The sequence below is a fragment of the Actinomadura viridis genome (assembly GCF_015751755.1).
Classification (GTDB): Bacteria; Actinomycetota; Actinomycetes; order Streptosporangiales; family Streptosporangiaceae; genus Spirillospora; species Spirillospora viridis.
This window is the reverse complement of sequence record NZ_JADOUA010000001.1, coordinates 7089685-7112417: the sequence shown is the minus strand read 5'-3', so window position 1 is coordinate 7112417 and position 22733 is coordinate 7089685. Positions and strand designations below refer to the sequence as shown.

Below are 22733 nucleotides of genomic sequence, written 5' to 3'. Positions count from 1 at the left end.
ATTGAGGTCAGCATACCGACCAGCGCGAACGGCTCGACGCGCACCGAGCGGGCGGCGGCAGCACCTAAGGTGACGGAGGGGAGGAACCGTGAGCGATCAGGCTGCCATCGGCGAGGCCGTGGCCCGGACCGTACGCGCGCTGCGGGCCGGGCACGGATGGAGCCTCGACGAGCTGGCCGGCCGTGCCGGGGTCAGCAAGGGCGTCCTGGTCGGGCTTGAGCAGGGCCGTGCCAATCCCAACCTGGGCACCCTCATCCGTGTCTCGGACGCGCTGGGCGTCCCCCTGACCCGGCTCGTCCAGGTGGAGGAGCAGCCGCCCATCAAGGTTTTCCCGCCCGACCGGCACGTGGTGCTGTGGGAGGGGACGGCCGGCGGCACCGGCACCCTCCTGGGCGGCAGCGACCCCCGGCCGTCCCTCGAACTGTGGCGCTGGGACCTGCGGCCGGGCGAGACCAGGGAGAGCGACCCGCACGTCCCCGGCACCAAGGAGATCGTGTACGTGGAGGAGGGGACCCTCACCCTGAGCGTGGACGGCCGCAGCGACCTGGTCGAGGCCGGTACGGCGGCGGTCTTCGTCGGTGACCGCCCGCACGCCTACGGCAACGCGGGCAGCACGGACCTGCGCTTCATCCTGGCCGTCCTCGACCTCTGAGCCACCTGACCCGGCCGGCCCACCGGTCGGCCCGGCTGTTGGTTGACCCGGCCGGGCTGGCGCCTCGATGCCGGCCCGGCGGGGTCAGGACGTGAGGCGGACGGGCATCGCCAGGTAGCGGAAGCCGGTGTCTCCCCCGGGGTCGGCGGGCTCGGCCGGCTCGGCGCCTTCGTCCGTTCCGCGGTCCTTGTCCGGTACGGCGCTGAGCAGGGCGGCCTTGGTGGGGCCGGTGCACTGGAGGCGGGCGTACTCGGTGTCGATCCCGGCCAGCCCGTCGAGCAGGTACTGGGGGCTGAACGCGATGTCGATCTCGTCGCCGTCCAGCAGGGCGGGCAGGCTCTCGTTGGCGCGGGCCGAGTCGCCGGACGCGGCGCGGACGCGGACCTCGCCGGGGCTGAAGGCCAGCCGGACCGGGGTGTTGCGCTCGGTGACCAGGGCCACCCGCTTGATCGCCTCGACGAACGGGGCGGTGCGGACCCGGGCGGTGGTGGTCCAGGCGCCGGTCAGCCGGGAACGGTAGTCGATGAACTGGTCGTCCAGCAGCCGGGTGGTCATGCTCCGGCCCCCGCCGGAGACACCGATCAGGGTGTCGGCGGTGCCGGTGAGGTCCAGGGCGACCTCGGCGCCCGGCTTGATCGCCTTGGCGGTGTCGGCCAGGGTGCGGGCGGGCACCACCACGCCCGCGGCGAATCCGGGGTCGGACGGCGTCCAGGTCAGCTCGCGGGCGGCGATCCGGTAGCGGTCGGTGCAGGCCAGCCGCATCGTGGCGCCCTCGATGTCGATGCGGACGCCGGTCAGCATGGGCAGGGTGTCGTCGCGGCCGGCGGCGGGGGTCACCTGGGCCACGGCCGCGGCGAAGACGTCGCCCGGCACCGTCCCGGCGCGCTTGGGCGGCTCGGGCAGGGACGGGTAGTCCTCCACGGGCAGGGGCAGCAGGCCGAACTCGGCGCTGCCGCAGCGCACCACGACCTCGGTGCCCTTCAGCGCGACCTCGACGGGGTGGGGCGGGAGGTTCCGGACGATCTCGGCCAGCAGCCGTCCCGGAACCAGGACCCGGCCCGGCTCGGCCACCGCGACGCCTTCCTCGACGCCGATCCCGGCCTGGGCGGACACCTCGTAGTCGAAGGCCGCCAGTGCCAGGCCGTCGGCGGAGGCGTCCAGGAGGATGCCCGCCAGGACGGGGAGCGCCGGGCGCGACGGCAGGGTGCGCGCCGCCCACCCGACCGCGTCGGCGAGCGCCTGCCGTTCGACCGTGAACTCCATCGCGTCCTGCCCTTTCGTACCGGTGAGAAGCGTGCACCAGGAACAGTAGCCGCCAGGGGCGACAGAACCGCCCGCCACCAGGAAACGGACGTGACACCCGCCAGGCCGGGGCCGACCGCGTTCAGAAGAGCGCCGCGGCCGGAGACGCCGAGGTGCCCCGGACGCGGCGTTCGAAGTCGAGCAGGTGGCGCTTGCGCTCCAGCCCGCCGCCGTACCCGGTGAGGCCGCCGGAGGCTCCGACGACCCGGTGGCAGGGGACGATGACGCTGATCGGGTTGCGCCCGTTGGCCAGCCCCACCGCCCGGGACGCGCCGGGACTGCCGATCTCCTCGGCGAGCCGCCCGTACGAGACGGTCTCCCCGTACGGGATCTCCCGGAGCGCCGCCCACACCCGCTGCTGGAACGGGGTGCCGCGCATGGCCAGCGGAAGGTCGAACTCGGTCAGCTCCCCCGCGAAGTAGGCGGCGAGCTGTTCGGCGACCGCGCCGAACGGGGTCGCGCCACCGTCGCCGGGCGGGCCGAAGGTCTCCTGCTCGGGACGGTGCCGTTGCCCGTCCATGTAGAGCCCGCTCAGGGCCCCGTCGTCGGCCACGGCGGTCAACGGGCCGATGGGCGTGTCCAGGACGGCGTGCGAACGCATGGTCGTCTCCTTCCTAGGCTGCGGGCAGCCGGTTGATGGCGTGGGCGAGGGTGGCCCACAGGTACTGCACCGCGTACGCCCGCCAGGGGCGCCAGGCGGCGGCGCGGCCGGTCAGGGCGGCGGGGGTGTGCGGCAGGTCCAGGTCGCGGGCGGCTCCGCGGATCCCCAGGTCGGTGGGGGTGAACGCGTCGGGGTCGCCCAGGGCGCGCATGGCGATCGTCTCGACGGTCCACGGGCCGATGCCGGGCAGGGCCGAGAGCCGGGCGCGGGCCTCGTCCCAGTCGCTGCCGGCGCCCAGATCGATCTCCCCCGCGGCCAGCGCCGCGACGAGCGTGGTGATGGTCGTCCGCCGGGCCTGGGGGAAGGCCAGGGCGGTGGGGTCGAGTTCGGCCAGCGCCTCCGGGCTCGGGAAGAGGTGGGTGAGCCCGCCCGACGGGAAGCCGCCCGCGGGCGCGAACGGGTCGGTGATCTGCTCGCCGTGCGCGGCGACCAGGCGCGCGGCGTGCGTACGGGCCGCCGCGGTGGACACCTGCTGGCCGAGCACCGCCCGTACGGCGAACTCCTCGGGGTCGGCGGTCCGCGGCACCCGCCGTCCGGGGGCCTTGTCGACCAGCGGCGCCATGACCGGGTCCGCGCGCAGCAGGTCGTCGACCGCGACCGGGTCGGCGTCCAGGTCCAGCATCCGGCGGCACCGGCTGATCGCGATGGTCAGGTCGCGCAGGTCGGTGAGGGCGAGCGAGCACGCGACATGGTCGGGACGGGGGCGCAGCGCGACGACCGCGTGGCCGTGCGGGAGGCGCAGCGTCCGCCGGTACGCGCCGTCCCGCCACTCCTCCACGCCGGGGACGGCGGTGGCGGCCAGGTGCCCGAAGAGGTTGTCCGGGCACAGCGGGGCGCGGAACGGCAGCCGCAGCGACAGGGTCCCGGAGCCCGCCGCCGGGTGCCCGCGCGCCACGCGGTCCCTGAGCTGGGTGGGGGTGAGCGCGAAGATCTCGCGGACGGTCTCGTTGAACGCCCGGATGCTGGCGAACCCGGCGGCGAACGCGATGTCGCTCATCGGCAGGGCGCTGGTCTCGATCAGCAGCCGGGCGGTCTGGGCGCGCTGGGCGCGGGCGAGGGCGAGGGGACCGGCGCCCAGCTCGGCGCGGAGCTGCCGTTCGATCTGGCGGGTGCTGTAGCCCAGCCGCGCGGCCAGGCCCGGGACGCCCTCCCGGTCGACCACGCCGTCGGCGACCAGCCGCATCGCGCGGGCCACGACGTCGGCGCGGTGGTTCCATTCGGGGGAGCCGGGGCTGGCGTCCGGGCGGCAGCGCTTGCAGGCCCGGAACCCGGCCTGCTGGGCGGCGGCGGCGCTCGGGAAGAACCGCATGTTGCGCGGTTTCGGCGGCACGGCCGGGCAGCTGGGGCGACAATAGATGCCGGTGGTGACGACGGCGGTGTAGAACCACCCGTCGAACCGGGCGTCCTTCGACCGCACCGCGCGAACGCACCGTTCCACGTCCTCATGCATGCTCCCAGCATCGCCCATGGTCAGCGCACCACACTAGCGGAAATCCGACATCATCCTCGGCCTCCCGGACACCCGGGGGCGGGCCCATGACCTGCCAGGTAATCGATCTTCCGCGCGCCGCTTGGAAACGTAGGGGTCGCCGGGGGAGACCGCCCCGGCGACGAACGGGCAAGCGAACACGAGGAGTGCGAGATGAGCGACGTGCGGAACCTGGTCGAGCGTTACCTGGCCACCTGGAACGAGCGGGACGCGGACGCCCGGCGCGCCGCCATCGACGAGGTGTGGGCCGAGGACGCCCGCTACGTCGACCCGCTGGCGGACGCCGAGGGCCGCGCGGCGATCGACGCCACCATCGGCGCGGTGCAGGAGCAGTTCCCCGGCCTGGTGTTCCGCCTGGCGGGCGAGGTGGACGCCCACCACGATGTGGCCCGCTTCACCTGGGAGCTGGGCCCGGAGGGCGGCGAGGCCCTGGTGGTCGGGTTCGACGTGGCGGTGCTGAGCGGCGACGGCCGGATCGCCACCGTCCACGGCTTCCTGGACAAGGTCCCCGCCGCCTGAGCGGTGTACGAAACCGCTGACTCGATAGGTGATGTCGCTGCCGGGGACCGCGGTGGTGGGTTACCAGCGTCAGGGCGGTGAACTGTGGCGATGCGGTCTCGGGGACCGGACAGAGCGATCGTTCTGTCCGGTCGACGCCCCGGCCCGTGAACGCTGCCGCAGGGTTCCAGGCGTGTCCCGGCCACCGCCCCGGCTTGGCCGTTGCCCCTTTCCGGCTGGTCTGCCCACAGTAGGGTGACCGCGTTCTCCGCGACGTGAAGGAGCCGGTCATGACCGCCGACCCGACGATGACCCGGATCGGCCAGGGGGTGGAGTTGCATCACCACCAAGGCCGGCGTGAAGCCGCTCGCGAGTTGTTCGCGCGGATCTGGGACGACATCGGCGGCGAGCAAGGCGATGCGCTGCATGTTTGCGTCCTTGCCCACTCGATGGCCGATGTGCAGGACGATGTGCGGCAGGAGCTGATGTGGGATCTGCGAGCGCTTGCCGCCGTCAGCCTGATCACTGATGAGCGGGTGGCCCAGGCCGGGGTGCCGCTTTCGGTGGCCGGCCTGTATCCGTCATTGCACCTGAACTTGAGTGAGTGCTATCGCAAACTGGGCGATCTCGACCGCGCCCGCGAGCACCTCCAGCAGGCGCGGGCCGGGATCGACGCACTTGGCGACGACGAGTATGGGCAGCTCATCAAGGGTGGACTGGAGCAGATGGCCGAACAGTTGGGTGAGACCGTCTGACCGCAGGCCGTTCCGCTGACCGGCCCGCAGGCCCGTCCAGCCCGTAGCCCGTCCCGGCGGCGTTGATTCTGAAGCGTTCCCGGGCTCATGCGCCCCGGATGCGCACGCGGTACGTTCCCCACCATGGGCGAGTACGTACAGGTTCAGACGTCGATTCCGTCGCGCGAGAAGGGGCTGGAGATCGCCCGGTCCCTGATCGACGCGCACCTGGCGGCCTGCGCTCAGGTCGTCGGCCCCATCATCAGCACCTACCGGTGGAAAGGGGAGGTTCAGGTCGATGAGGAGTACCTGCTGCTGATCAAGACCCCGGCCGCCAAGTATGCCGAGCTTGAGGCGCACGTACACCGGATGCACAGCTACAGCGTCGCCGAGATCATCTCGGTGCCGATCAACTCGGGGTTGGCGTCGTACCTGGAGTGGATGGACGCGGAGACGCAAGCACCCGACGCGTAGCGCGGTGGCCCGGCAGGCCGGTGACCTGGCAGGCCGGTGACCTGGCCGCTGTCGAGCACCTTCACGCACCCACGTCCGCCCTCACCGGTCGCCTTTGGACGGGGCCGGCAGCGCGAGCAGCTCGCGGTACTCCACGACCGCCGGGCGTTTCGCCTCGGAGAGGGGAACGGCCTGCGCGACCGACTCGGCCATGGCGAGCACCAGCCGGGTCCGATGTTCGTGCGGCAGGACGTCGACGACCCGCCGTGCGTGCTCCACGCCATCGGCGACATCACCCGCCTGGACCAGGCACTCGGCCCGATGCAGATCGACCTGGGCGCGCGAGCGCACCATGGAGACGGGATAGGCCGCCATAGCCCGGTCCTGGGCGTCCTCGGCCCCGCCCAGCCGTCCGGTGCAGGTCAGCACGTAGCTCTCGGTGTGATGGAGCTTATGGACGGGCCAGGTGAACAGCGAAGGACTCTCACGCGTGGCGTCTGCGGGCAGCCGGCTGAACGTGTCATTCAGCGTGCGCAGTTCGTCCTCGGCATCGTCGACGCGCCCGAGCCGGGCGAGGACCTGGGCGCGGCCGGCGCGCGCCGCGGCCAGCCCTGACGACGGGGTACCGCCCGCGAGCGAGATCGCCTCCTCGCTGCGGTCCAGGAGCAGCTGCAACGGACGTCCCTGATACAGGCCGCTGATCGCCTCGGAGCCGCGCACCAGGACGCGCAGGTCGCGATCGCCGAAGGAGTCGGCGGCATGCCGGGCCGTACGCCACCAGTGCCGCGACTCGCGGGCCCTGCCCAGGCTGTTGGTGACACCGGCCATGGTGGCGGCCAGCCGCGCCCCTGCTCCGTACAGGGCGCGCCGGGTAGAGGCGTCCCGCTCGGTCTGGATGATCTGCTGCAACGCCACCATGTCGGCGGCCAGATCCGGCAGCAACGTCCACGGAGGAATGGACAAGTAGGAAAGGTCATATTCGACCGAAATTTCGTGCCATTCCTCGGCGCTCCTGTCGCGATAGGCGTCAATCGGCAGTGCGCCTTCCAGCCCCTTCCTGATCGTTTCGAGCGCCTGCGACTGGGAGGCCGTGGCTATGCCCAGCACACTGAGCCCCTGCAACAAGATGCGGCGTGTCTTATCCATTGCGTCCTCGCTGACGACGGTATCCCCTTGTTTATCCCCCTGTGCCACGACCGTACGCAAGCGTTCCAGTTCACCGATCACCTCGCGCAAGGCGATCAACTGGCCTCTGGCGGTCAGGGCCTTGTCGATCCGCGCGACCGCGTCCTTGGGCGCGGGCCTGTCCCCTCTTTCCCACTTGGCCAGGTGGGAGTGGTCGACGATCGCCAGTTCAGCGAGTTCTCGCAGGTCCATGGCGCGTACATCGGCACGCCAGTGCCGTAATGCGGCACCCAGCAGATGCCAGAGCGAGGCGTGAGGGTCGACGGGTAGCGCTGATCGGGGCATGACCGGCTCTCCGTGTTGTGGCCGTTGTGGCCAATCCATCTGGCCACATCACAGCCTTGGCTTACGGGTCGCTGTACGCATCAATTGAAACGACGCCCCACGCGGCGCGTACAGCGAACAACGTAATCCCATAAACACAGGCGGCCCCGAACGCGGTGACCTCACCACCGGCCGGGGCCTCGGCCGGAAGGCACTCCGACCTATGAAAGATCGTACAACCCAGACCAATCGGCTCGCCGCTCTAGGTGCTCATCTGAGCGCCCGCGGCTACGAGGTCGATCTGATCGAACAGGGCCTCCGCGTAATCAACACCCAGGTCACTCCCAACACCACGGTCACGATCACGTGTCGCGCACGTCCGGAGGATGGTGGGCGCCGGTGGTTCTTCACCACGTCCGGTGATCCGGTCGCCGAGGCCGGCCGGGTCATCGACGCGGGCGTGGACATCATGAGCCGCCTCGCCGACCGCGACCACCACTCCGGGGAGGCGGCGCAATGACGACGCTCGCGCCGTGGACGGCGGCCGAACTCGACCCGGACCTGATCGTCGCCGAACTCCGCCGCCGCTTCCCCCGCGTCAGCGCATGGAAAGGAGAGTTCACCGGACACTGGTGGGCGCTCACCCCCGACCACACGGGCCGCGACCAGCTGGTGGAGGCCGACGACCCCGCCCAACTCAGTCGCCTCCTGGAAACCGTTCGGCAGGCCCCACTTACACCACCCCGGCAGAGCGGCCCAGCCTGGCAGCATGCCGCGGCACGGCCTGCGCTTTCACCCCCCACGCCCCGCTCGGACGCTCGCCCGGCTCCCCGCCCGAACGCTCACCCAAGTGCCCATCCGGCTCCCCGCTCGAACGCTCACCCAAGTGCCCGTCCGGCTCCCCACCCAGGTCCTTGGCCCGCTTCCCGCCCACGCCCCCGACCGGGTCCCCCAACCTCGCAGGCCAGGCGGCCCTCGGAAGCCATGCCCGTCCGCCCGGTCCACGGCCGGCGCGAACGTCGCGGCTGGTGGCGGCGAGCCCTCGGGTGGCTGATCCAGGAACGTTGACTTGCGGCGAGTTGCCCCCTTGACCACCCGGTCACACAACAACTCGCCGCAAGTCAACGTACGCCGCCTCGCCAGATGAATGAACGCCACGGCCTTGGGCGCTGCGGGAGCCGCCCAGGGCCGCGCGGGCCCGCGTGAGCGCGCCGCACCGTCCCTGTTCCGTGACCCCGGTGAACGGTGCTCGCGCGTTCACACGGAGGCGGGCGTTCCGACCGCACACGTCCGCGGCAACATCACCAGCCACCGGGCCCGGTCCACGATCGCCTCACAGCTCCCAACGCCAAAGAACCCATGACCCTGTTCGAGCTGCAGGCATGGCTCGGACAACGTTCCCCGCAGTCCACCCGGTTCCACGCCAAGATCACCCCAAACACGCTGACCAAAGCCTACGACGACGCCGGCTACTTCGCTCGCAACGTTCGCGCCATCGAGGTGCTCCTCGACCGCGACGCCGCCACCCTCCAGTACCGCCGCCACCGGCCAGCCGTTCCAGCACTACGACCTCGGCCACGGCCTGTGCTCCTACACCTTCTTCGAGGAATGTCCCCACCGGATGGTCTGCACCAAATGCGACTTCTATACTCCCAAGGACTCGACGAAGGCCCAACTGTTTGAGGCCAAGGACAACCTGCAGCGCATGTCGGTGAGCATCCCGCTCACCGACGACGAACGCGCCGCCGTAGACGAGGGCCAAGCCGCCCTCGACCAGGTCCTGCAATGCCTCGCAGACATCGCCACCCCGCCGGACCAACCCCACGCGAACTCCGCACCCAGCCCGGCATGCCACTACCGCTGATCGTCGAGCCCGCCACCGGCCGATCCGATCGAAAGTAGTGCTGATATGCGCCCCACCCTCTACACCGTCGATCTCCCCGGGTCTGGACGGGTCAGCACCATGGCCAAGCCCCGCGGCGGAGACTGGCTGCCCGATGAGATGACCGCTCTGAAGGCCGCCGACGTCGACGTCCTGGTCTGCGCCCTCACCCCCGCCGAACTCCGCGAGGCCGACCTCGAAAACGAACCCCACGCCGCCCAGCAAGCCGGTCTCAGCTTCACCCACGTCCCCATCCCCGACCGCACCGTCCCCGATCTGAAGGCGGTCCTGCCGACCCTCCATCACCTCACCCAGCAACTCCAGGACAGCACGAACATCGTCATCCACTGCCGCTTCGGCATCGGCCGATCCTCCCTGTTGGCCGTCTCCCTCCTCATCCTCAACGGCACCGACCCCGAAACCGCCTGGGCTCAACTCCAAACAGCACGAGGCATCCCTGTCCCCGACACCACCGAGCAACGCGACTGGCCAACCCAGCTGATCAAGCACCGCCCGGCTTGACAGGTCAACTTCCACATAATGGCGCGGTTGACGTGTCGTTGCCGACGGAGAGAGCCCGGTTGAAAAGTCTCACCGAGGCTGCACCGCGAACCGCCCGTACCAGGCCACCTGCCCATCAGACAAGAAATCCACTGGCATGCCCGGCACGTAGAAGCCGTGACCAGGCAAACCGACCAAGTGATCAAACCGAGGCGAAGAGCCCGTCCTTATTCGGCCGTCTGAGGCCAGGACGGCACCCGGCCAGAAGGGGCCCGATAGCAATCGAGACAGTGGTGGCAACCGTGGGGCGTCATGGGGCGCGTCGTGGTGCTGGAATTGCCGGGTGTTGAAGCATGAGGATGTGGCCGAGGCGCTGCGGACGTGGGCGCGGCGGCACGTCGGCTGGTGCGCCGGTCCGGAGGACGTGGTCGAGGAGTTCAGGGCCGTCACGCTGCGCTGGGAGGACGACGCGAGCCTCGTCGAGGTCACCTTCCTGTCCGAAGAACGCCGCGTGGAGATCCACCTGAGGGACCGCCGACATATCACCGGCGGCATGTACGACCTGCCGTGGGCGGGCCGACCGGAGCCCCTGTTGCAGCTGCTCGATCGCTGGGGGGTGCCCACGCCGGAAACGTTCGGCGACTTCCTGGCCGGGCTCGTCTCCGCCTTCGACGAGGTGTACGCCGTGCAGGACGGTCCGCTGGTGCGGGTCGACGCCGAGTACCTCGCGGGTCTTTCCGCCGACCGGGGGAGCGAGGGCGAACGGATCGACTGGGACCGGCTCGGGCACGAGGACCGGCTGGCGAAGATCGGCCGGGCGCTGGAGCTGGACCGTCCGCTGCCGGAAGGGCGGTCGCGGCGACCGGGCCGCCCTGATGTCAGGGTGTTGCACAGCGTGGTCGATCCGCACCTGAACCGGGTGGCCTGGGTACAGCGGCACGTGTTCCCGCCGGACAGGGACGGGGGCGAGTCATGGGTCGCAGTCTGGCTCCGGGCGGCCGGTGACGGGCTGGCGGACGTGCCGGAGGTGCAGGGGTGGGTGTACTTCGACGAGCCGGGACAGCACATCTCGGTCAGCTTGGTCGACGACCATGCCGACCAGGTCCACGAGGTGCCGTACCTGGATTTCCTCGGCGACGCCGTGCTGGCCGTGGTCGACAAGGGTCACACGCAGCTGTGCCGGCTGACTCTGCGCGCGCCCGGCCTGTACGGAGTGCGTGTGGACCGGGTGGCGCTGGGCGGCCCGGCCGTCGTGGCGGATCACGGTGAGGCGTGGATCGATCCGGTGCTCTGCTACCTGTCGTCCTCCATCGATGACACCGAGCTGCTGATGTATTCGCTGGAGCTGCCCGGGGCCGTGCCGGGTGTGCCGCTCCCTGTCCCCGCTCCCAGCGATCCGGACACCGTTGTCCAGCAGCTGCACACGCACGGCGGCGACCGCGTCCGCTGGGTCGAGCGGATCTGTCACGGCGATGGACACTCCGGCAACGGCCGGCCGTACGGCAGATCGGTGCTGCTGCGGCTGCCCAGCGCGAAGCAACGTGGATATCCCGCCGACCCGGAACCGCTGTGGGACCGGCTACGGGCCGCGTTGGACGGCCCGAACACTCCTGTGGACGGGCCCGACATCATGATCGGCGCGGTGGCCCGGCCGTTCTGGGACGGCTCCGGCCCGGCGATGCCGGCCGGGCCGAACAGACCACAGCGGATCGCCCGCGGCCCATGGTGGTTCCCGGTGGCGTGGTACCGGTTCCTCGCCGGCCCGGCCGACCAGGGCGGCGCGGATCGGCCGGCCGAGGCGGCGGCCTGGCTGCACTGGCTCGACCGGCTCGCGGCCGGGGCGGGCGAGGCGTGCGACCGGGGGTGGGCCCCGCACTGGGACCGGGAAGAGGGCATCGAACGCTTCGCCAGAACCCACCTGCGCCGCCAGGCCCGGTCCCTGGCCGCGGCCTGCCGAGCCGGCGGTTCACTGCCCCTGCTCGGTGACTACCGCGGCGAGCTTCAGGGGACGCTGCCGGTCACCGCGTACCCGCCCGGGTTCGCCCGAGCCTGGCGGAGGCTCCCGGACCGGTTCCGCCCGGCGTGATCACCACGGGTCCCGGAGCCCATGCCACGGACGCGGACGTCGCCCGCCTCCCCCTCCATGTCACCTGCCTCTCTTGTGGCGGTTCGTTGGTCAGGGGGCGGGCGTGGTGAGGCGCCAGCCGTGTGCGCGGTTGCGTTCCCGCCAGTAGTGGGCGTACCGACCGTCTCTGGTGAGCAGGTCGTCGTGGACGCCCTCTTCCACAACACGTCCCTGGTCGAGGACGACGATGTGGTCGGCCTGGCGCAACGTGTGCAGCCGGTGGGCGATCACCAGGACGGTGCGGTCCCGCGCCAGGGCCGCCATCGCCTGCTGCACGGCGTGCTCGTTCTCGGCGTCCAGCGCGGCGGTCGCCTCGTCGAACAGCACGATCGGGGTGTTCTTCAGCAGGGCGCGAGCGATCGAGATGCGTTGCCGCTCACCGCCGGACAGCCGGCTGCCGCCCTCTCCGACCGGCGCCTCCCAGCCGCCTGGCAGGCGTTCGGCGATGTCCTGAACCCGGGCCGTGCGGGCGGCGGCGTAGACCTCCTCGTCGGTGGCGTCGGGCCTGCCGATGCGCACGTTGTCGAGAACGGTTCCGTCGAACAGGTAGACGTCCTGGAAGACCACCGAGATGAGCGACGTCAGATCCTCGGTGCGCATCTCCCGCACGTCCACGCCGCCCACCCGTACCGCGCCGGCGTCGGGGTCGAAGAACCGGGCGATCAGCTTGATCACGGTCGTCTTGCCCGCACCGGACGGACCGACCAGGGCGGTCATCCGGCCCTGCGGAATCCGCATCGACAGCCCTTCCAGCACCGCGGTGCCGTCGTAGCCGAAGCGCACCTCGTCGAACTCGATCCCGGCTCCGTCCGCCTGCCGGGCCGTCTCGGGCTCGGGCAGCGTCGGGGTGGCGAGCAGCGCGTTGATCTCGGTCAGCGCGTTGTCGGCGACCCGGATGGCGCCGCCGATCTCGGCGAGGAACATGACCGGCTCCACGAACCGGACCGCCAGCACCAGGAGCGCGATCAGTTCGGCCGTCCCCAGCGAGCCGTCGAGCGCCAGGTAGGTGCCCAGGGCCAGCAGCGCGATGACCGACGCCTGCGCGACGAAGCCGAGCCCGACGATGCCGGGTATGCCCGCGCGCAGCATCCGGCGCCCGGCCGTGTGCTCAGCGGCGAGCGCGCCGTCGAGCGCGGTGCGTCCTTCCACCGTGCGGCCGAAGGCCCGCAGCACCGGCTGGGCGCGGGCGAACTCCACGATCCGGCCGGCGGCGTCGGCGTGGACGGCGTCCGCGTGGCGGTCGGCGGCCTGCATGCCACGGCTCGCCACGCGGTACGTCACCGCGACCGCCACCGCGGCGACGGCCATCGCGACGGCCAGCCGCCAGTCGAACAGGAGCATGGCCAGCACCACGACCAGCGGGATGACGACGGTGTCGACCAGCGGCCGCAGCAGGTGCGCGGGCACGCTCATGATGTCGACCACGCGCCGCGCGGCCAGATGCCCGAGCCCGCCGACGCGCTCGGCGGTGAACCAGGCCAGCGGCAGCCGCGCGACCTTGTCGCCGATCCGGTGGTGCAGATCGCGGCTCAGGGTCGTACCGGTCCGATGACCGGCCAGCGTCCCCGGATAGTTCACCGCCGCGTACCCGATCCACAGCGCCGCGAGTGCGATCACCCACGGCCAGGCCCGTTCCGGTTCGTCGCCGAGCACCTCGCGCAGGATCGGGACCAGCAGGACGAACGCCGCCCCCTGGAGCAGCGCCGCGACGGCGAGCAGGCCCAGCAACCGGCGCAGCGCGCCGGTGTGCTCCGCGCCGAGCGCGGCGAACAGCCGGCGGATCATCGCCATTCCCCCTTCGCCGCGCGGGTCCCGGCGCAGGCGTCGTGATCGTCGGCCTCTCCTAGTCCGGCCCGCTCCTGCACCCGCCACATCCGCGCGTACCGGCCGCCGGCGGCGAGCAGTTCGTCGTGCGTGCCCTGCTCGGCGATCCGGCCCTGTTCGAGCACCACGATCCGGTCGGCGCCGACCACCGAGGCGAGCCGGTGCGCGACGACGAGGACGGTCCGTCCGGCCGCCAGTTCCGACAGCGCGTCCTGGATCAGCGCCTCCGCCTCCGGATCGGCGTGCGCGGTCGCCTCGTCGAGCACCACGATCGGGGTGTCCGCGAGGATCGCGCGGGCGATGGAGATCCGTTGCGCCTCCCCGCCGGAGAAGCGGACGTCCCGGCCGACCATCGAGTCGTAGCCGCGAGGCAGAGCGCGGATGCGCTCATCGATGGCGGCCGCCCGCGCCGCACGGTGAACCGTTTCCTCGTCCGCTTCGGGATGGGCCAGGCGGATGTTGTCGCGCACGCCGGCGTTCAGCAGGTGAACGTCCTGGAGGACGAACGTCACCAGCCGGTACAGCCGGTCCGGCGCGATGTCGCGCAGGTCGACGCCGCCGATCGTGACGGTGCCCGCGGTCGGGTCGAAGAATCGCGGCAGCAGTTTCGCGAGGGTCGTCTTGCCCGAACCCGACGACCCGACCAGAGCGGTCACGGTGCCCGGCTCAAGTGCCAGATCGATGCCGCCGAGCACCGGCCGGTCCGCGTCGTAGGCGAACTCCACCCCGGACAGCTCCACCCGGAAACCTTTGTCCCTCTCCGGCAGACGTGGTTCGGCGGGCACCGCCAGTTCCGGCGCCGCCAGCAGGGCGCCCACCCGCTTGGCCGCTGAACTCGCCGTCTCGATGTCCTCGCCATGGAAGTCCATCGCCTGCAGGGGCGCGGCCAGCCCCAGACCGAGGATCAGGAACGGGGGCAGGTCGAGCGCGTCCAGGTGCCCGGCGGTGACCAGCGCCGTACCGCCGGCCAGCGCCGTGAGCAGGATGGTGATCGGGCTCAGCATCAGCGCCGAGCCCGCGGCCGAACGGGTGCTGCGCGAAAGCCAGGCGAGGAGGAACTCCGCGAAGTCGTCGGCGGCCCGCGCGTACTGCCGATGCGCGCGGTCGGCCTGCCCGAACATCTTCACCACCGCGATGCCCTCGACGAACTCGACGACGCTGCCGACGATGGCCTGCACGGCCCTGTCGAAGGCCGCCATCTCCGCGGTCATGCTCACGATCCGCCGGGCGAACAGCGCGGCCCCGATCACGATCGGGACCAGCAGGATCAGCGTCATCCGCCAGTCCACCCAGAACAGGTAGACCAGCGTCACCAGCGAGGTGACCACGACGGCGACGAGGTTCAGCAGCGAATGCGCCACCAGGTGGTGCATCGCGTCCACGTCGTGCTGGACCGCCTTCCCGATTCCGGCCGCGCCCCGGTCGGTGAACCACCCCAGCGGGACGCGTCCCAGCCGGTCCACCAGGCGCCGCCGCACCGACAGCTGAAAGTCCACATCCGCGCGATGGGCGAGCGCTCCCGCCGCGGCGGTCAGCAGCAGCCACACCACCAGCGCGACGGCCGCGATCGCGGTCACCGTCCACGCCCGGTCCCGGTCGGGCGGGCCGGCGGCCAGCAGGACCCGGGCCAGCTCGGCCACCGCGGCGAACGGCACCACGGCCACCGCCGCCGCGACGGCCTGCAAGCCGATCGCCGTACCCAGCCGCACACGCACGGGTCGCAGCAACTCCCCAAGGCCCATGGCCTTCGAAGGTTCCGCCTCTTCGCTGCTCATCGGGCGGTTCCGTCGCCGCACATCGCCCGTTGGCAGAGGGCCGGCGGTCGCGTCTTCGACACGGCCGCCCTCTGCCGATCGAACGGGTGCCGGCGGCTCATCCGGCCAGTCCGCGGCGCAGGGCGGCGGCGAGTTCGGCGAACTGCCGTTGCGACACCTCGGCGGGCAGGGCCTGCGATCCGTGGAACGTGCCGGGCCACTGGTGCAGTTCGACCGGCACGCCCGCCCGCAGCATCCGCAGCGCGTACTCGATGGCCTCGTCCCGCAGCGGGTCGAACTCGGCGGTGGCGACGTAGGCCGGAGGAAGACCGGAAAGGTCGGCGGCCCGCCCCGGCGCGGCGTCGGTGGTGGCGGGCTGGGAACCCAGGTAATGGCGCCACGCGGCGGCGATCCTGTCGCGGGTCATCCAGGGGGTGTCGGTGAAGGTGCGCTGCGACCAGGTCTCCTGCCGGTCATCGAGCATCGGCTGGTTGAGCAGCTGGAAGCAGATCGCCGGGCCCTGCTCTTCGCGTACCCGCAACGCCACCCCGGCCGCCAGGCCCGCGCCCATGCTGTGGCCGCCGACCGCGATCCGTTCCGGGTCGATACCGAGCTCGGCCGCGTGCTCGGCCGCCCAGACGAGCACGGCGTAGGCGTCCTGGTGGGCGGCTGGAAACGGATTCTCCGGGGCCAGCCGGTAGTCGACGGAGATCACCACCGCCCCGGAGCCGTCGGCGATCCGGACCGCCTGCAGGTGTTCGCTGTCCAGGTCGCCGAAGACGCCGCCGCCGCCGTGCAGCCAGACGACGGCGCCCTGCGCCCGGTCCGGCCGGTAGATCCGCACCGGCACATCCGGGGCGGCGGGCACCGTGCGATCCTCGATCTCCAGACCCGCGGTGTCGGGCGCCGGTCGCAGACCCAGGGTCGCGGCGAGCTTGGCGCGGGTGGCGGCCGGATCGGTCAGGTCGAGCTGCGGGAGCAGGGGGATGAAGGCTTCCAGTTCGGGATCCATGCCGTCCAGCCTCACGGGAAACCCCCTTCAGATCATCCGCCACCCGTCGCGCGTTCCGCGCCGGCCGCGCACCGATCGGCGCATATTCTGCCGCCATGGAGGCCTTGGCCGAGCAACTGTCGGGAATGGATCCGCACGTCGACGGCGTAATCCGCGTCGTGCTGTTCTACGACACGCTGATGCGCCGGCGAGTCGACCTGCCCGCGCTCGCCCGGGCCTCGGCGGGCCTGGCCGAGTGCGTGGCCGGGATCCGGCTGCACGGCACCGGGCGGGAGATCCGCATGGCGCCCGACGGCCGGGAGGCGTCCGGCCCGCCCGCGCCCGCGTCCGGCACGGCGCCGATCACCCTCGACGAGGAGGAGATCGGCGCGGTGTGGCTGGAACGCCCCAGCCCGCCCGGCCCGCTCGACGCGGCGCTGCTGGAGCGGCTCGCCCTCGCCGCCGCCGGGGTCGTCGAACGGTACGGGCCGGCCCGCACCACCATGGCCGATCCCGCGCTGGTCGAACTGGTCGTCAGCCCCGGCGGCAACGAGGCGGCCCGCGCCCGGGCGCTGCGGCTTCTGGGGTTCGCCGCCGACCTGCCCGTCCGCGTCGTCGCCGTGCGGTCGTCGCTGCCGCTCGACCGCATCGGGGCGCGGATCTGCCCGTCCCGTCCGGTGAAGGCGGCGTCGCTCGCCGACGTCGGGGTGCTCCTGGCCGCCACCGTCGATCAGGAACGGTTCCCGCAGGGCGTCCGCGCGGGCATCGGCGCCGCCCCGAGCCCCGACCGGTCCTGGCAGCAGGCCCGCACCGCCCTGCGCTTCACCACGCCGCGGCAGCCGGTCGTCCACCACGACGACCTGGGCGCGCTGGCGCTGCTGGCCGAGGTTCCCCCCGACATCGCGCGCGGCAACGCCGACGTGGCCGCGATCGCCCGCCTGGCCGGCAGCCCCGAGGACCTGGACACTCTGGACGCCTACTGCGCCACCGGCTCCCTTCGCGGCGCCGCCGACCTCCTCCACCTGCATCACAGCAGCGTCTCCCGCCGCCTCGAACAGATCGCCGAGGCCCTCGGCATCGAACTCACCGTTCCCGCCGGGCTGACCCGGGCCCGGCTCGCCCTCACCGCATGGCGGCTCCTGGACGGCTGACCCGGGCAGGTGCGGCCGGCGTATCGATCAGGCTCGTCCGCGCAGGAAGAGGCCCACCACGGCTGCGCCGGCCACGGTGAGGGCGACGTTGACGAGGGTGGCGGCATGGATGCCGCCGAGGATCGCGTCCGTCCCGGAGGCGCCGAGCGCGTGGGTACGGGCGGTGGCGACCGCGCTCATGATCGGGATGCCGAGGGTGATCGCGACCTGCTGGGTCATGGTGGCCAGGCCGGTGGCCAGCCCCTGCTCCCCGTCCGGGAGGCCGGACGTCGCGATGCCCATGAACGCGACGATGGCGACCAGGTTGCCGAAGCCCCCGATGAACGTGGCGACCAGGAGCAGCGCCAGGGCGTCCCGGGTACCGCCCAGCGCGAGCAGCGCGGCCGTGGCGGCGGCCTGCAGGACCAGCCCGGACACCAGGGTCCGCCGGCCGCCGATCCGGGACAGGACGTGCGGGGCGGCGAGCCCTCCGGCGAAGGTGCCCGCGCCCAGCACGCCCAGCGCGAGCCCCGTGGCCAGCGGAGAGAAGCCCAGCACCCGCTGCAGGTAGAGGGTCATCAGGAAGACCAGCGAGGTCTCGGTCGCGAACGCGACGAAGCCGCCGACGTTCCCCCAGGTGACGGTGGGCTTGGTCAGGACGCGCGGGGGCGCCAGCGGGGCGGCCGACCGGCGTTCCACCAGCCAGAACGACACCAGCAGCACGGCGGCGAGCGCGAGCGCGGCCAGCGCGGTCACGTCGCCCCAGCCGTTCTCGCCCGCGCCGGTGATGCCGTAGACGAGGGCGAGCAGGCCGCCGGTCACGGTCACCGCGCCGGGCACGTCCAGCCGGGCGCGGTCCTCGGTCCGGCTCTCCCTGATCAGCATCGGCGTCAGGACCAGGATGAGCACCGCCACCGGCACGTTGATCAGGAACGCCCAGCGCCAGCTCAGCAGGTCGGTGAGCACGCCCCCGAGCACCGCGCCGACCGTGAACCCGGCCGACATCAGGGCACCGCTGAGCCCGAGCGCGCGGGCCCGCAACGGCCCCTCGGTGAACGAAGTCGTCAGCAGCGACAGCGCGGCGGGGGTGGCGATCGCCGTGGCCAGCCCCTGCAGCACGCGTCCGGTGAGCAGCAGCGCGGGCGTCGTGGCCAGCCCGCCCAGCAGGGACCCGGCCGCCAGCAGCATCATGCCGGTCAGGAGCATCCGGCGCCGTCCGGCCAGGTCGGCGATCCGGCCGAACAGCAGCGTGAACCCGGCGGCGGGCAGCGCGAACGCGGTCGCGATCCACTGGAGGTCGTCCAGGCCGAACCCGAGGCCGCCGCCGACGACCGGCAGCGCCACGTTGAGGATGGAGAAGTCGATGGCGAGCATGAACTGCGCGCCGAGCAGCAGGATCAGGATCAGCTTCTGCCGCGAGGTCATCCGCGCACGGCCGGCGTCCCGGCGGGACGCGGTCGCGGCCGGACGGTGGGGCGCCTCGCAGGGCGTCCCCGCGGCATCGGTCACTGTCGTCATGGCGATCACGATCACCGGCGCGGGCCGCCCGGCCCAGCCCTCCGCCTTTCGTACCACCGCCAGTGGCACCTTCACGGCCGCGAGCGCCTAACCTCACGGGCATGAGCCGAAGCGTCGAGCTGGGCGATTTCCTCAAGTCCCGGCGCGGACGACTGCGACCGGAGGAGGCGGGGCTGCGCTCGTACGGGGGCCGCCGCCGCGTCCCCGGGCTGCGCCGCGAGGAGCTGGCGCAGCTCGCCGGAGTGAGCGTGGCCTACTACATCCGCCTCGAACAGGGGCACGCCGACAACGTGTCCGCCGAGGTCCTGGACGCGGTCGCCCGCGCCCTCCGGCTCGACCCGGACGAACGCGCGCACCTGCACCGCCTCGCGCATCCTCCCCGCCGGGACGCCGTGCGGGCCGCGCCGCGCCTGCGCGCGCCCCTGCAGCACCTGCTCGACTCCATCACCCATGCCCCGGCGTACGTGGTGGGGCATCACACCGACGTGGTGGCGTGGAACCGGCTCACCGCGGCGGTCTTCGTCGACCTGGCCGCCGTCCCGCCGGAGGAACGCACCTGGACGCACCAGATCCACCTCAACGACGACTACCGCGAACGCCTCGGCGACAACTGGCCGGCGGTCGCCCGGCGGAACGTGGCCCACCTGCGCTACCGCTCGGGCGAGGATCCGGACGACCGCCGCCTGAAGGCGCTGATCGGCACGATGCTGGAACGGAGCCCGGACTTCCGGGAACTGTGGTCGGCCCATCAGGTGAGCGACCTGACACATGGTGAGGCCCGGATCCGCCATCCGGAGGCGGGGCCGCTGGTGCTGTCGTTCGAGACCCTGCGCCTGCCCGGCGATCCGGATCTCAGCCGCCTGATGCTGTACGCGGCCGAGCCCGGGTCTCCGTACGAGGCCGCGCTGAACCGGCTCGCCGCCTCGTCCCGCCACCTCTCCAGCGCCGAACTCGCCGCGACCATCGCGGCCACCGCGGACCCATGACCCCTGCGATCATCGAACGGTGCGGCCCCGGCGACCGGCCGGCGGCCAACGACGAGGACCGGAGCCGGCCATGAACGCCGCGGACGTCCAGCCCAGGATCGGCTGGCGGGAGGACGGCCAGGACCGTTCGGCCCGCTGGCGCTCGGAGAGCGGCGCGGCCCCGCCCCACCGGGTGGAGGTGGCCGACGACCGCATGAAGGCGGACGTCGCGTACCGGCTCGCCTGCGAAGGCACGGCGCTGCTGTGGCGAGGCGACTTCCAGAACGCGCGGCAACTGCTCCAGGCCATGACACGGCGCGCCGACCGTCCGCCCAAGCCCGCGCGGCGAAAGCGGCAGGAGGCGCGGCGGCCGTCGCCGCTCCAGGCGTTCCACCTGCATCGCCAGGCGCAGGGGCAGCGCGCCCGCACGCTGGGCATGCTGCTGATCCCCGTGGAGCCCGGCCACAGCGTCCCGCTGCGGCGCGCGCCCGACGTCGCCCAGGCGTGCACGGAGGCGTACGGCCCGGCGGACGAGCCGTACGTGATGTCCCTGCGCGAGCTGCTGGGGGTGATCGGCGCCCACGAGTGGCGGGCCAAGGGCGTGGAGATCCCCGCCCTGGGCGGCGACCGCGTCCATCCGCACTATGGGGTGTTCTCCCCCGTTCGGGGCGAGTACGTCTCGCTGGTCGCCGACGCCCCGCTGCCCCGTTCGCGGGCCCTGGCGTACGACGTCGGCACCGGGACCGGCGTGCTCGCGGCGGTCCTGGCCAGGCGCGGCATGGAACGGGTCGTGGCCACCGACCAGGATCCGCGCGCGCTCGCCTGCGCCCGCGAGAACGTGGCGCGGCTGGGGCTGGCGGAACGGGTGGAGGTCGTGGAGGCCGACCTGTGGCCGCCCGGCCGGGCGGACCTGGTGGTGTGCAACCCGCCGTGGATCCCGGCCCGCCCCAGCTCTCCCCTCGAACACGCGGTGTACGACCCGGACGGCCGGATGCTCCACGCCTTCCTCGCCGGGCTGGCCGGCCACCTGGCGCCGGGCGGGGAGGGGTGGCTGATCCTGTCCGACCTCGCCGAGCACCTCGGGCTGCGGACGCGCGCCGAGTTGCTGGACGCCATCGGCGCCGGGGGCCTGACGGTCGCCGGACGGCTGGACGCCAGGCCCGCCCACCCGCGCGCGTCCGATCCCGGCGACCCGCTGCACGCGGCGCGGTCGGCCGAGGTGACCTCCCTCTGGCGGCTCACCGCCGCACCGCCCTGACCTGCTGAGACCCGCCGGGTAGGCGCCGTCCCCGGCGGGTGCCGCGGATCCCCTATAGTAAACGAACATGCATTTACTAATGAGGGGGACGCGCATGACACGGCTCACCGACACCATCGCCCTGGTCGCCGGAGGCACCCGCGGGGCGGGCCGGGGCATCGCCACCGAGCTGGGCGCGGCCGGGGCGACCGTGTACGTCACCGGCCGCACGACCCGGGACGGCCGCTCCGACCTCGACCGTCCGGAGACCATCGAGGAGACCGCCGAGCTGGTCACCGCGCGCGGCGGCACCGGGATCGCCGTCCGGTGCGACCACTCCGACCCCGGGCAGGTGCGGGCGCTGGCCGAGCGCGTCCGCTCCGCGCACGGACGGCTGGACCTGCTGGTCAACGACGTCTGGGGCGGCGACGCGCTCACCCAGTGGGACAAGCGGCTCTGGGAGCACGACCTGGAGAACGGCCTGAAACTGCTCCACCGCGCGGTCGACACCCACATCATCACCAGCCATTTCATGCTGCCGCTGCTCATCGAACGGGGACGCGGGCTGGTCGTCGAGATCACCGACGGCACCGAGGAGTGGGTCGATGAGATCCTCGGCGGCTACCGCGGCACGTTCTTCTACGACCTGGCCAAGCACAGCGTCGCCCGGCTCGCGTCCAGCCAGGCGGCCGAGCTGAAGCCGTACGGGGTCGCCGCGCTCGCGCTCACCCCGGGCTTCCTGCGGTCGGAGGCCATGCTCGACCACTTCGGCGTCACCGAGGAGAACTGGCGGGACGCCGGGGCCAAGGACCAGCACTTCCTCCGGTCCGAGACCCCCGCCTACACCGGCCGGGCCGTGGTGGCGCTCGCCGCCGACCCGGACATCATGGCCAAGACGGGCGGCGCGTACGACACCGGGCGGCTGGCCAGGGAGTACGGCTTCACCGACGTCGACGGGACGCGGCCCGACTTCCCCGAGTACTACCGCGGCTTCCTCGCGGCGTCCGCGTCCGCGTCGGCGTCCGCGTCCGAATCCGGGTCCGGGTCCGGGTCCGGGTCCGGGTCCGGGTCCGGGTCCGGGTCCGCGTCGGCGTCGGCGTCCGGGCCCGCGTCGGCGTCCGGGTCCGCGTGAACGGGCCGTCCCGCCCGGTGAAGCGGGTGGGGCGGAGGGGCGGCCCGGCCCCGGGCGAAGGCGGCGGCGAACGCGTCGCCGCCCAGGCCGCCGTCGCCATCCGGGTCGCCGGGTGAAGCGGGCGCGTCCGCCAGGAGCGCGCGGGCGGCGGCGGTGATGCGGTCCACGTCCCCGCGTTCCGCGGCGGGCAGGGGCGCGCCCGCCGACGCGCGGAGGGCCGCGGCGGCACCGAGGAGTTCGGCCGCGTGCTCGCCGTCGCCCGCGAGGGCCCTGGCCCCGGCCAGCCCCTCGAAGGCGAGCGCCACCGCCCGCGGGTCCCCCATGGCGCGGGCCGCCTCGTACCCCTCCAGGTGCGACGCGAGGGCGGCCTCGGCGTCCCCGCGCAGTTCGGCGATGAACCCCAGCTCCGCCAGGATCAGCGCCACGCCCGGCTCGC

20 protein-coding genes are annotated in these 22733 nt (G+C 72.7%); 12 read left to right on the top strand and 8 right to left on the bottom strand.

The window, feature by feature from the left end:
* Positions 1-88 precede the first annotated feature (88 nt).
* Positions 89-652, top strand: a complete 564-nt coding sequence (locus IW256_RS42905) for a helix-turn-helix domain-containing protein (RefSeq protein ID WP_197014540.1) — start codon at positions 89-91, stop codon at positions 650-652.
* A gap of 84 nt (positions 653-736) precedes the next feature.
* On the opposite strand, the gene dnaN is transcribed toward IW256_RS42905, so the two are convergent.
* The 3 genes from dnaN to IW256_RS32240 form a co-directional block, all read right to left on the bottom strand.
* A complete protein-coding gene (dnaN, locus tag IW256_RS32250; protein ID WP_197014539.1) occupies positions 737-1915 on the bottom strand; it encodes a DNA polymerase III subunit beta in 1179 nt (392 codons plus the stop codon).
* Between the two features lie 121 nt (positions 1916-2036).
* On the bottom strand, positions 2037-2555 hold the full coding sequence (locus tag IW256_RS32245; RefSeq protein WP_197014538.1) for a methylated-DNA--[protein]-cysteine S-methyltransferase: 519 nt from the start codon (positions 2553-2555) through the stop codon (positions 2037-2039).
* Positions 2556-2568: 13 nt separating this feature from the next.
* Positions 2569-4065, bottom strand: coding sequence for a DNA-3-methyladenine glycosylase 2 family protein (locus tag IW256_RS32240; protein WP_197014537.1), 1497 nt, complete (start codon positions 4063-4065; stop codon positions 2569-2571).
* Between the two features lie 192 nt (positions 4066-4257).
* On the opposite strand from IW256_RS32240, the gene IW256_RS32235 reads away from it, so the two are divergent.
* The 3 genes from IW256_RS32235 (at position 4258) to cutA (ending at position 5810) form a co-directional block, all read left to right on the top strand.
* The gene (locus IW256_RS32235; protein WP_197014536.1) at positions 4258-4623 is read left to right on the top strand and encodes a nuclear transport factor 2 family protein; all 366 of its coding nucleotides are present in this window, start codon (positions 4258-4260) and stop codon (positions 4621-4623) included.
* Between the two features lie 269 nt (positions 4624-4892).
* Positions 4893-5357, top strand: a complete 465-nt coding sequence (locus tag IW256_RS32230) for a tetratricopeptide repeat protein (RefSeq protein WP_197014535.1) — start codon at positions 4893-4895, stop codon at positions 5355-5357.
* A 123-nt stretch (positions 5358-5480) separates the two neighbouring features.
* A complete protein-coding gene (gene cutA / locus IW256_RS32225) occupies positions 5481-5810 on the top strand; it encodes a divalent-cation tolerance protein CutA (protein WP_197014534.1) in 330 nt (109 codons plus the stop codon).
* Positions 5811-5891: 81 nt separating this feature from the next.
* Here cutA and IW256_RS32220 read toward each other — a convergent pair whose 3' ends face one another.
* Complete coding sequence (locus tag IW256_RS32220; RefSeq protein ID WP_197014533.1) at positions 5892-7259, bottom strand: helix-turn-helix domain-containing protein; 1368 nt, start codon at positions 7257-7259, stop codon at positions 5892-5894.
* 202 nt (positions 7260-7461) lie between these two features.
* On the opposite strand from IW256_RS32220, the gene IW256_RS32215 reads away from it, so the two are divergent.
* From IW256_RS32215 to IW256_RS32200, 4 genes are all read left to right on the top strand, one after another.
* Positions 7462-7758 (top strand): hypothetical protein, encoded by a 297-nt coding sequence (locus IW256_RS32215; protein WP_197014532.1) that lies wholly within the window; start codon positions 7462-7464, stop codon positions 7756-7758.
* Positions 7759-8859: 1101 nt separating this feature from the next.
* The gene (locus tag IW256_RS32210) at positions 8860-9102 is read left to right on the top strand and encodes a hypothetical protein (protein WP_197014531.1); all 243 of its coding nucleotides are present in this window, start codon (positions 8860-8862) and stop codon (positions 9100-9102) included.
* Between the two features lie 45 nt (positions 9103-9147).
* A complete protein-coding gene (locus IW256_RS32205; protein WP_197014530.1) occupies positions 9148-9642 on the top strand; it encodes a protein-tyrosine phosphatase family protein in 495 nt (164 codons plus the stop codon).
* Between the two features lie 322 nt (positions 9643-9964).
* Positions 9965-11707 carry a hypothetical protein gene (locus IW256_RS32200; RefSeq protein WP_197014529.1) on the top strand — a complete coding sequence of 581 codons (1743 nt, stop codon included), beginning with the start codon at positions 9965-9967 and terminating at the stop codon, positions 11705-11707.
* 90 nt (positions 11708-11797) lie between these two features.
* Here IW256_RS32200 and IW256_RS32195 read toward each other — a convergent pair whose 3' ends face one another.
* The 3 genes from IW256_RS32195 to IW256_RS32185 form a co-directional block, all read right to left on the bottom strand.
* Positions 11798-13537, bottom strand: a complete 1740-nt coding sequence (locus tag IW256_RS32195; RefSeq protein ID WP_231404019.1) for an ABC transporter ATP-binding protein — start codon at positions 13535-13537, stop codon at positions 11798-11800.
* Complete coding sequence (locus IW256_RS32190) at positions 13528-15285, bottom strand: ABC transporter ATP-binding protein (protein WP_307829252.1); 1758 nt, start codon at positions 15283-15285, stop codon at positions 13528-13530. Before IW256_RS32190 ends, IW256_RS32195 begins: the two co-directional genes overlap by 10 nt.
* Positions 15286-15442: 157 nt before the next feature.
* A complete protein-coding gene (locus tag IW256_RS32185; protein WP_197014528.1) occupies positions 15443-16336 on the bottom strand; it encodes an alpha/beta hydrolase in 894 nt (297 codons plus the stop codon).
* Between the two features lie 95 nt (positions 16337-16431).
* Between IW256_RS32185 and IW256_RS32180 the strand changes: the two genes are divergently transcribed.
* Entirely contained in the window at positions 16432-17466 is a 1035-nt protein-coding gene (locus IW256_RS32180) for a PucR family transcriptional regulator (RefSeq protein WP_197014527.1), read from the top strand.
* Between the two features lie 27 nt (positions 17467-17493).
* Here IW256_RS32180 and IW256_RS32175 read toward each other — a convergent pair whose 3' ends face one another.
* A complete protein-coding gene (locus tag IW256_RS32175) occupies positions 17494-18963 on the bottom strand; it encodes an MFS transporter (protein ID WP_197014526.1) in 1470 nt (489 codons plus the stop codon).
* Positions 18964-19064: 101 nt separating this feature from the next.
* Between IW256_RS32175 and IW256_RS32170 the strand changes: the two genes are divergently transcribed.
* From IW256_RS32170 to IW256_RS32160, 3 genes are all read left to right on the top strand, one after another.
* Complete coding sequence (locus IW256_RS32170; RefSeq protein ID WP_197014525.1) at positions 19065-19949, top strand: helix-turn-helix domain-containing protein; 885 nt, start codon at positions 19065-19067, stop codon at positions 19947-19949.
* Positions 19950-20019: 70 nt separating this feature from the next.
* Entirely contained in the window at positions 20020-21186 is a 1167-nt protein-coding gene (locus tag IW256_RS32165; protein WP_197014524.1) for a methyltransferase, read from the top strand.
* A 94-nt stretch (positions 21187-21280) separates the two neighbouring features.
* Positions 21281-22297, top strand: coding sequence for an SDR family oxidoreductase (locus tag IW256_RS32160; protein WP_197014523.1), 1017 nt, complete (start codon positions 21281-21283; stop codon positions 22295-22297).
* The last annotated feature ends 436 nt before the right edge of the window (positions 22298-22733 follow it).

What these genes read in the sequence shown, in the direction of transcription:
- dnaN (WP_197014539.1), bottom strand. Translation starts at nt 1,915, where the DNA reads ATGGAGTTCACGGTCGAACGGCAGGCGCTCGCCGACGCGGTCGGGTGG.
- IW256_RS32245 (WP_197014538.1), bottom strand. Translation starts at nt 2,555, where the DNA reads ATGCGTTCGCACGCCGTCCTGGACACGCCCATCGGCCCGTTGACCGCC.
- IW256_RS32240 (WP_197014537.1), bottom strand. Translation starts at nt 4,065, where the DNA reads ATGCATGAGGACGTGGAACGGTGCGTTCGCGCGGTGCGGTCGAAGGAC.
- IW256_RS32235 (WP_197014536.1), top strand. Translation starts at nt 4,258, where the DNA reads ATGAGCGACGTGCGGAACCTGGTCGAGCGTTACCTGGCCACCTGGAAC.
- IW256_RS32230 (WP_197014535.1), top strand. Translation starts at nt 4,893, where the DNA reads ATGACCGCCGACCCGACGATGACCCGGATCGGCCAGGGGGTGGAGTTG.
- cutA (WP_197014534.1), top strand. Translation starts at nt 5,481, where the DNA reads ATGGGCGAGTACGTACAGGTTCAGACGTCGATTCCGTCGCGCGAGAAG.
- IW256_RS32220 (WP_197014533.1), bottom strand. Translation starts at nt 7,259, where the DNA reads ATGCCCCGATCAGCGCTACCCGTCGACCCTCACGCCTCGCTCTGGCAT.
- IW256_RS32215 (WP_197014532.1), top strand. Translation starts at nt 7,462, where the DNA reads ATGAAAGATCGTACAACCCAGACCAATCGGCTCGCCGCTCTAGGTGCT.
- IW256_RS32210 (WP_197014531.1), top strand. Translation starts at nt 8,860, where the DNA reads ATGGTCTGCACCAAATGCGACTTCTATACTCCCAAGGACTCGACGAAG.
- IW256_RS32205 (WP_197014530.1), top strand. Translation starts at nt 9,148, where the DNA reads ATGCGCCCCACCCTCTACACCGTCGATCTCCCCGGGTCTGGACGGGTC.
- IW256_RS32195 (WP_231404019.1), bottom strand. Translation starts at nt 13,537, where the DNA reads ATGGCGATGATCCGCCGGCTGTTCGCCGCGCTCGGCGCGGAGCACACC.
- IW256_RS32185 (WP_197014528.1), bottom strand. Translation starts at nt 16,336, where the DNA reads ATGGATCCCGAACTGGAAGCCTTCATCCCCCTGCTCCCGCAGCTCGAC.
- IW256_RS32180 (WP_197014527.1), top strand. Translation starts at nt 16,432, where the DNA reads ATGGAGGCCTTGGCCGAGCAACTGTCGGGAATGGATCCGCACGTCGAC.
- IW256_RS32175 (WP_197014526.1), bottom strand. Translation starts at nt 18,963, where the DNA reads ATGACGACAGTGACCGATGCCGCGGGGACGCCCTGCGAGGCGCCCCAC.
- IW256_RS32170 (WP_197014525.1), top strand. Translation starts at nt 19,065, where the DNA reads ATGAGCCGAAGCGTCGAGCTGGGCGATTTCCTCAAGTCCCGGCGCGGA.
- IW256_RS32165 (WP_197014524.1), top strand. Translation starts at nt 20,020, where the DNA reads ATGAACGCCGCGGACGTCCAGCCCAGGATCGGCTGGCGGGAGGACGGC.
- IW256_RS32160 (WP_197014523.1), top strand. Translation starts at nt 21,281, where the DNA reads ATGACACGGCTCACCGACACCATCGCCCTGGTCGCCGGAGGCACCCGC.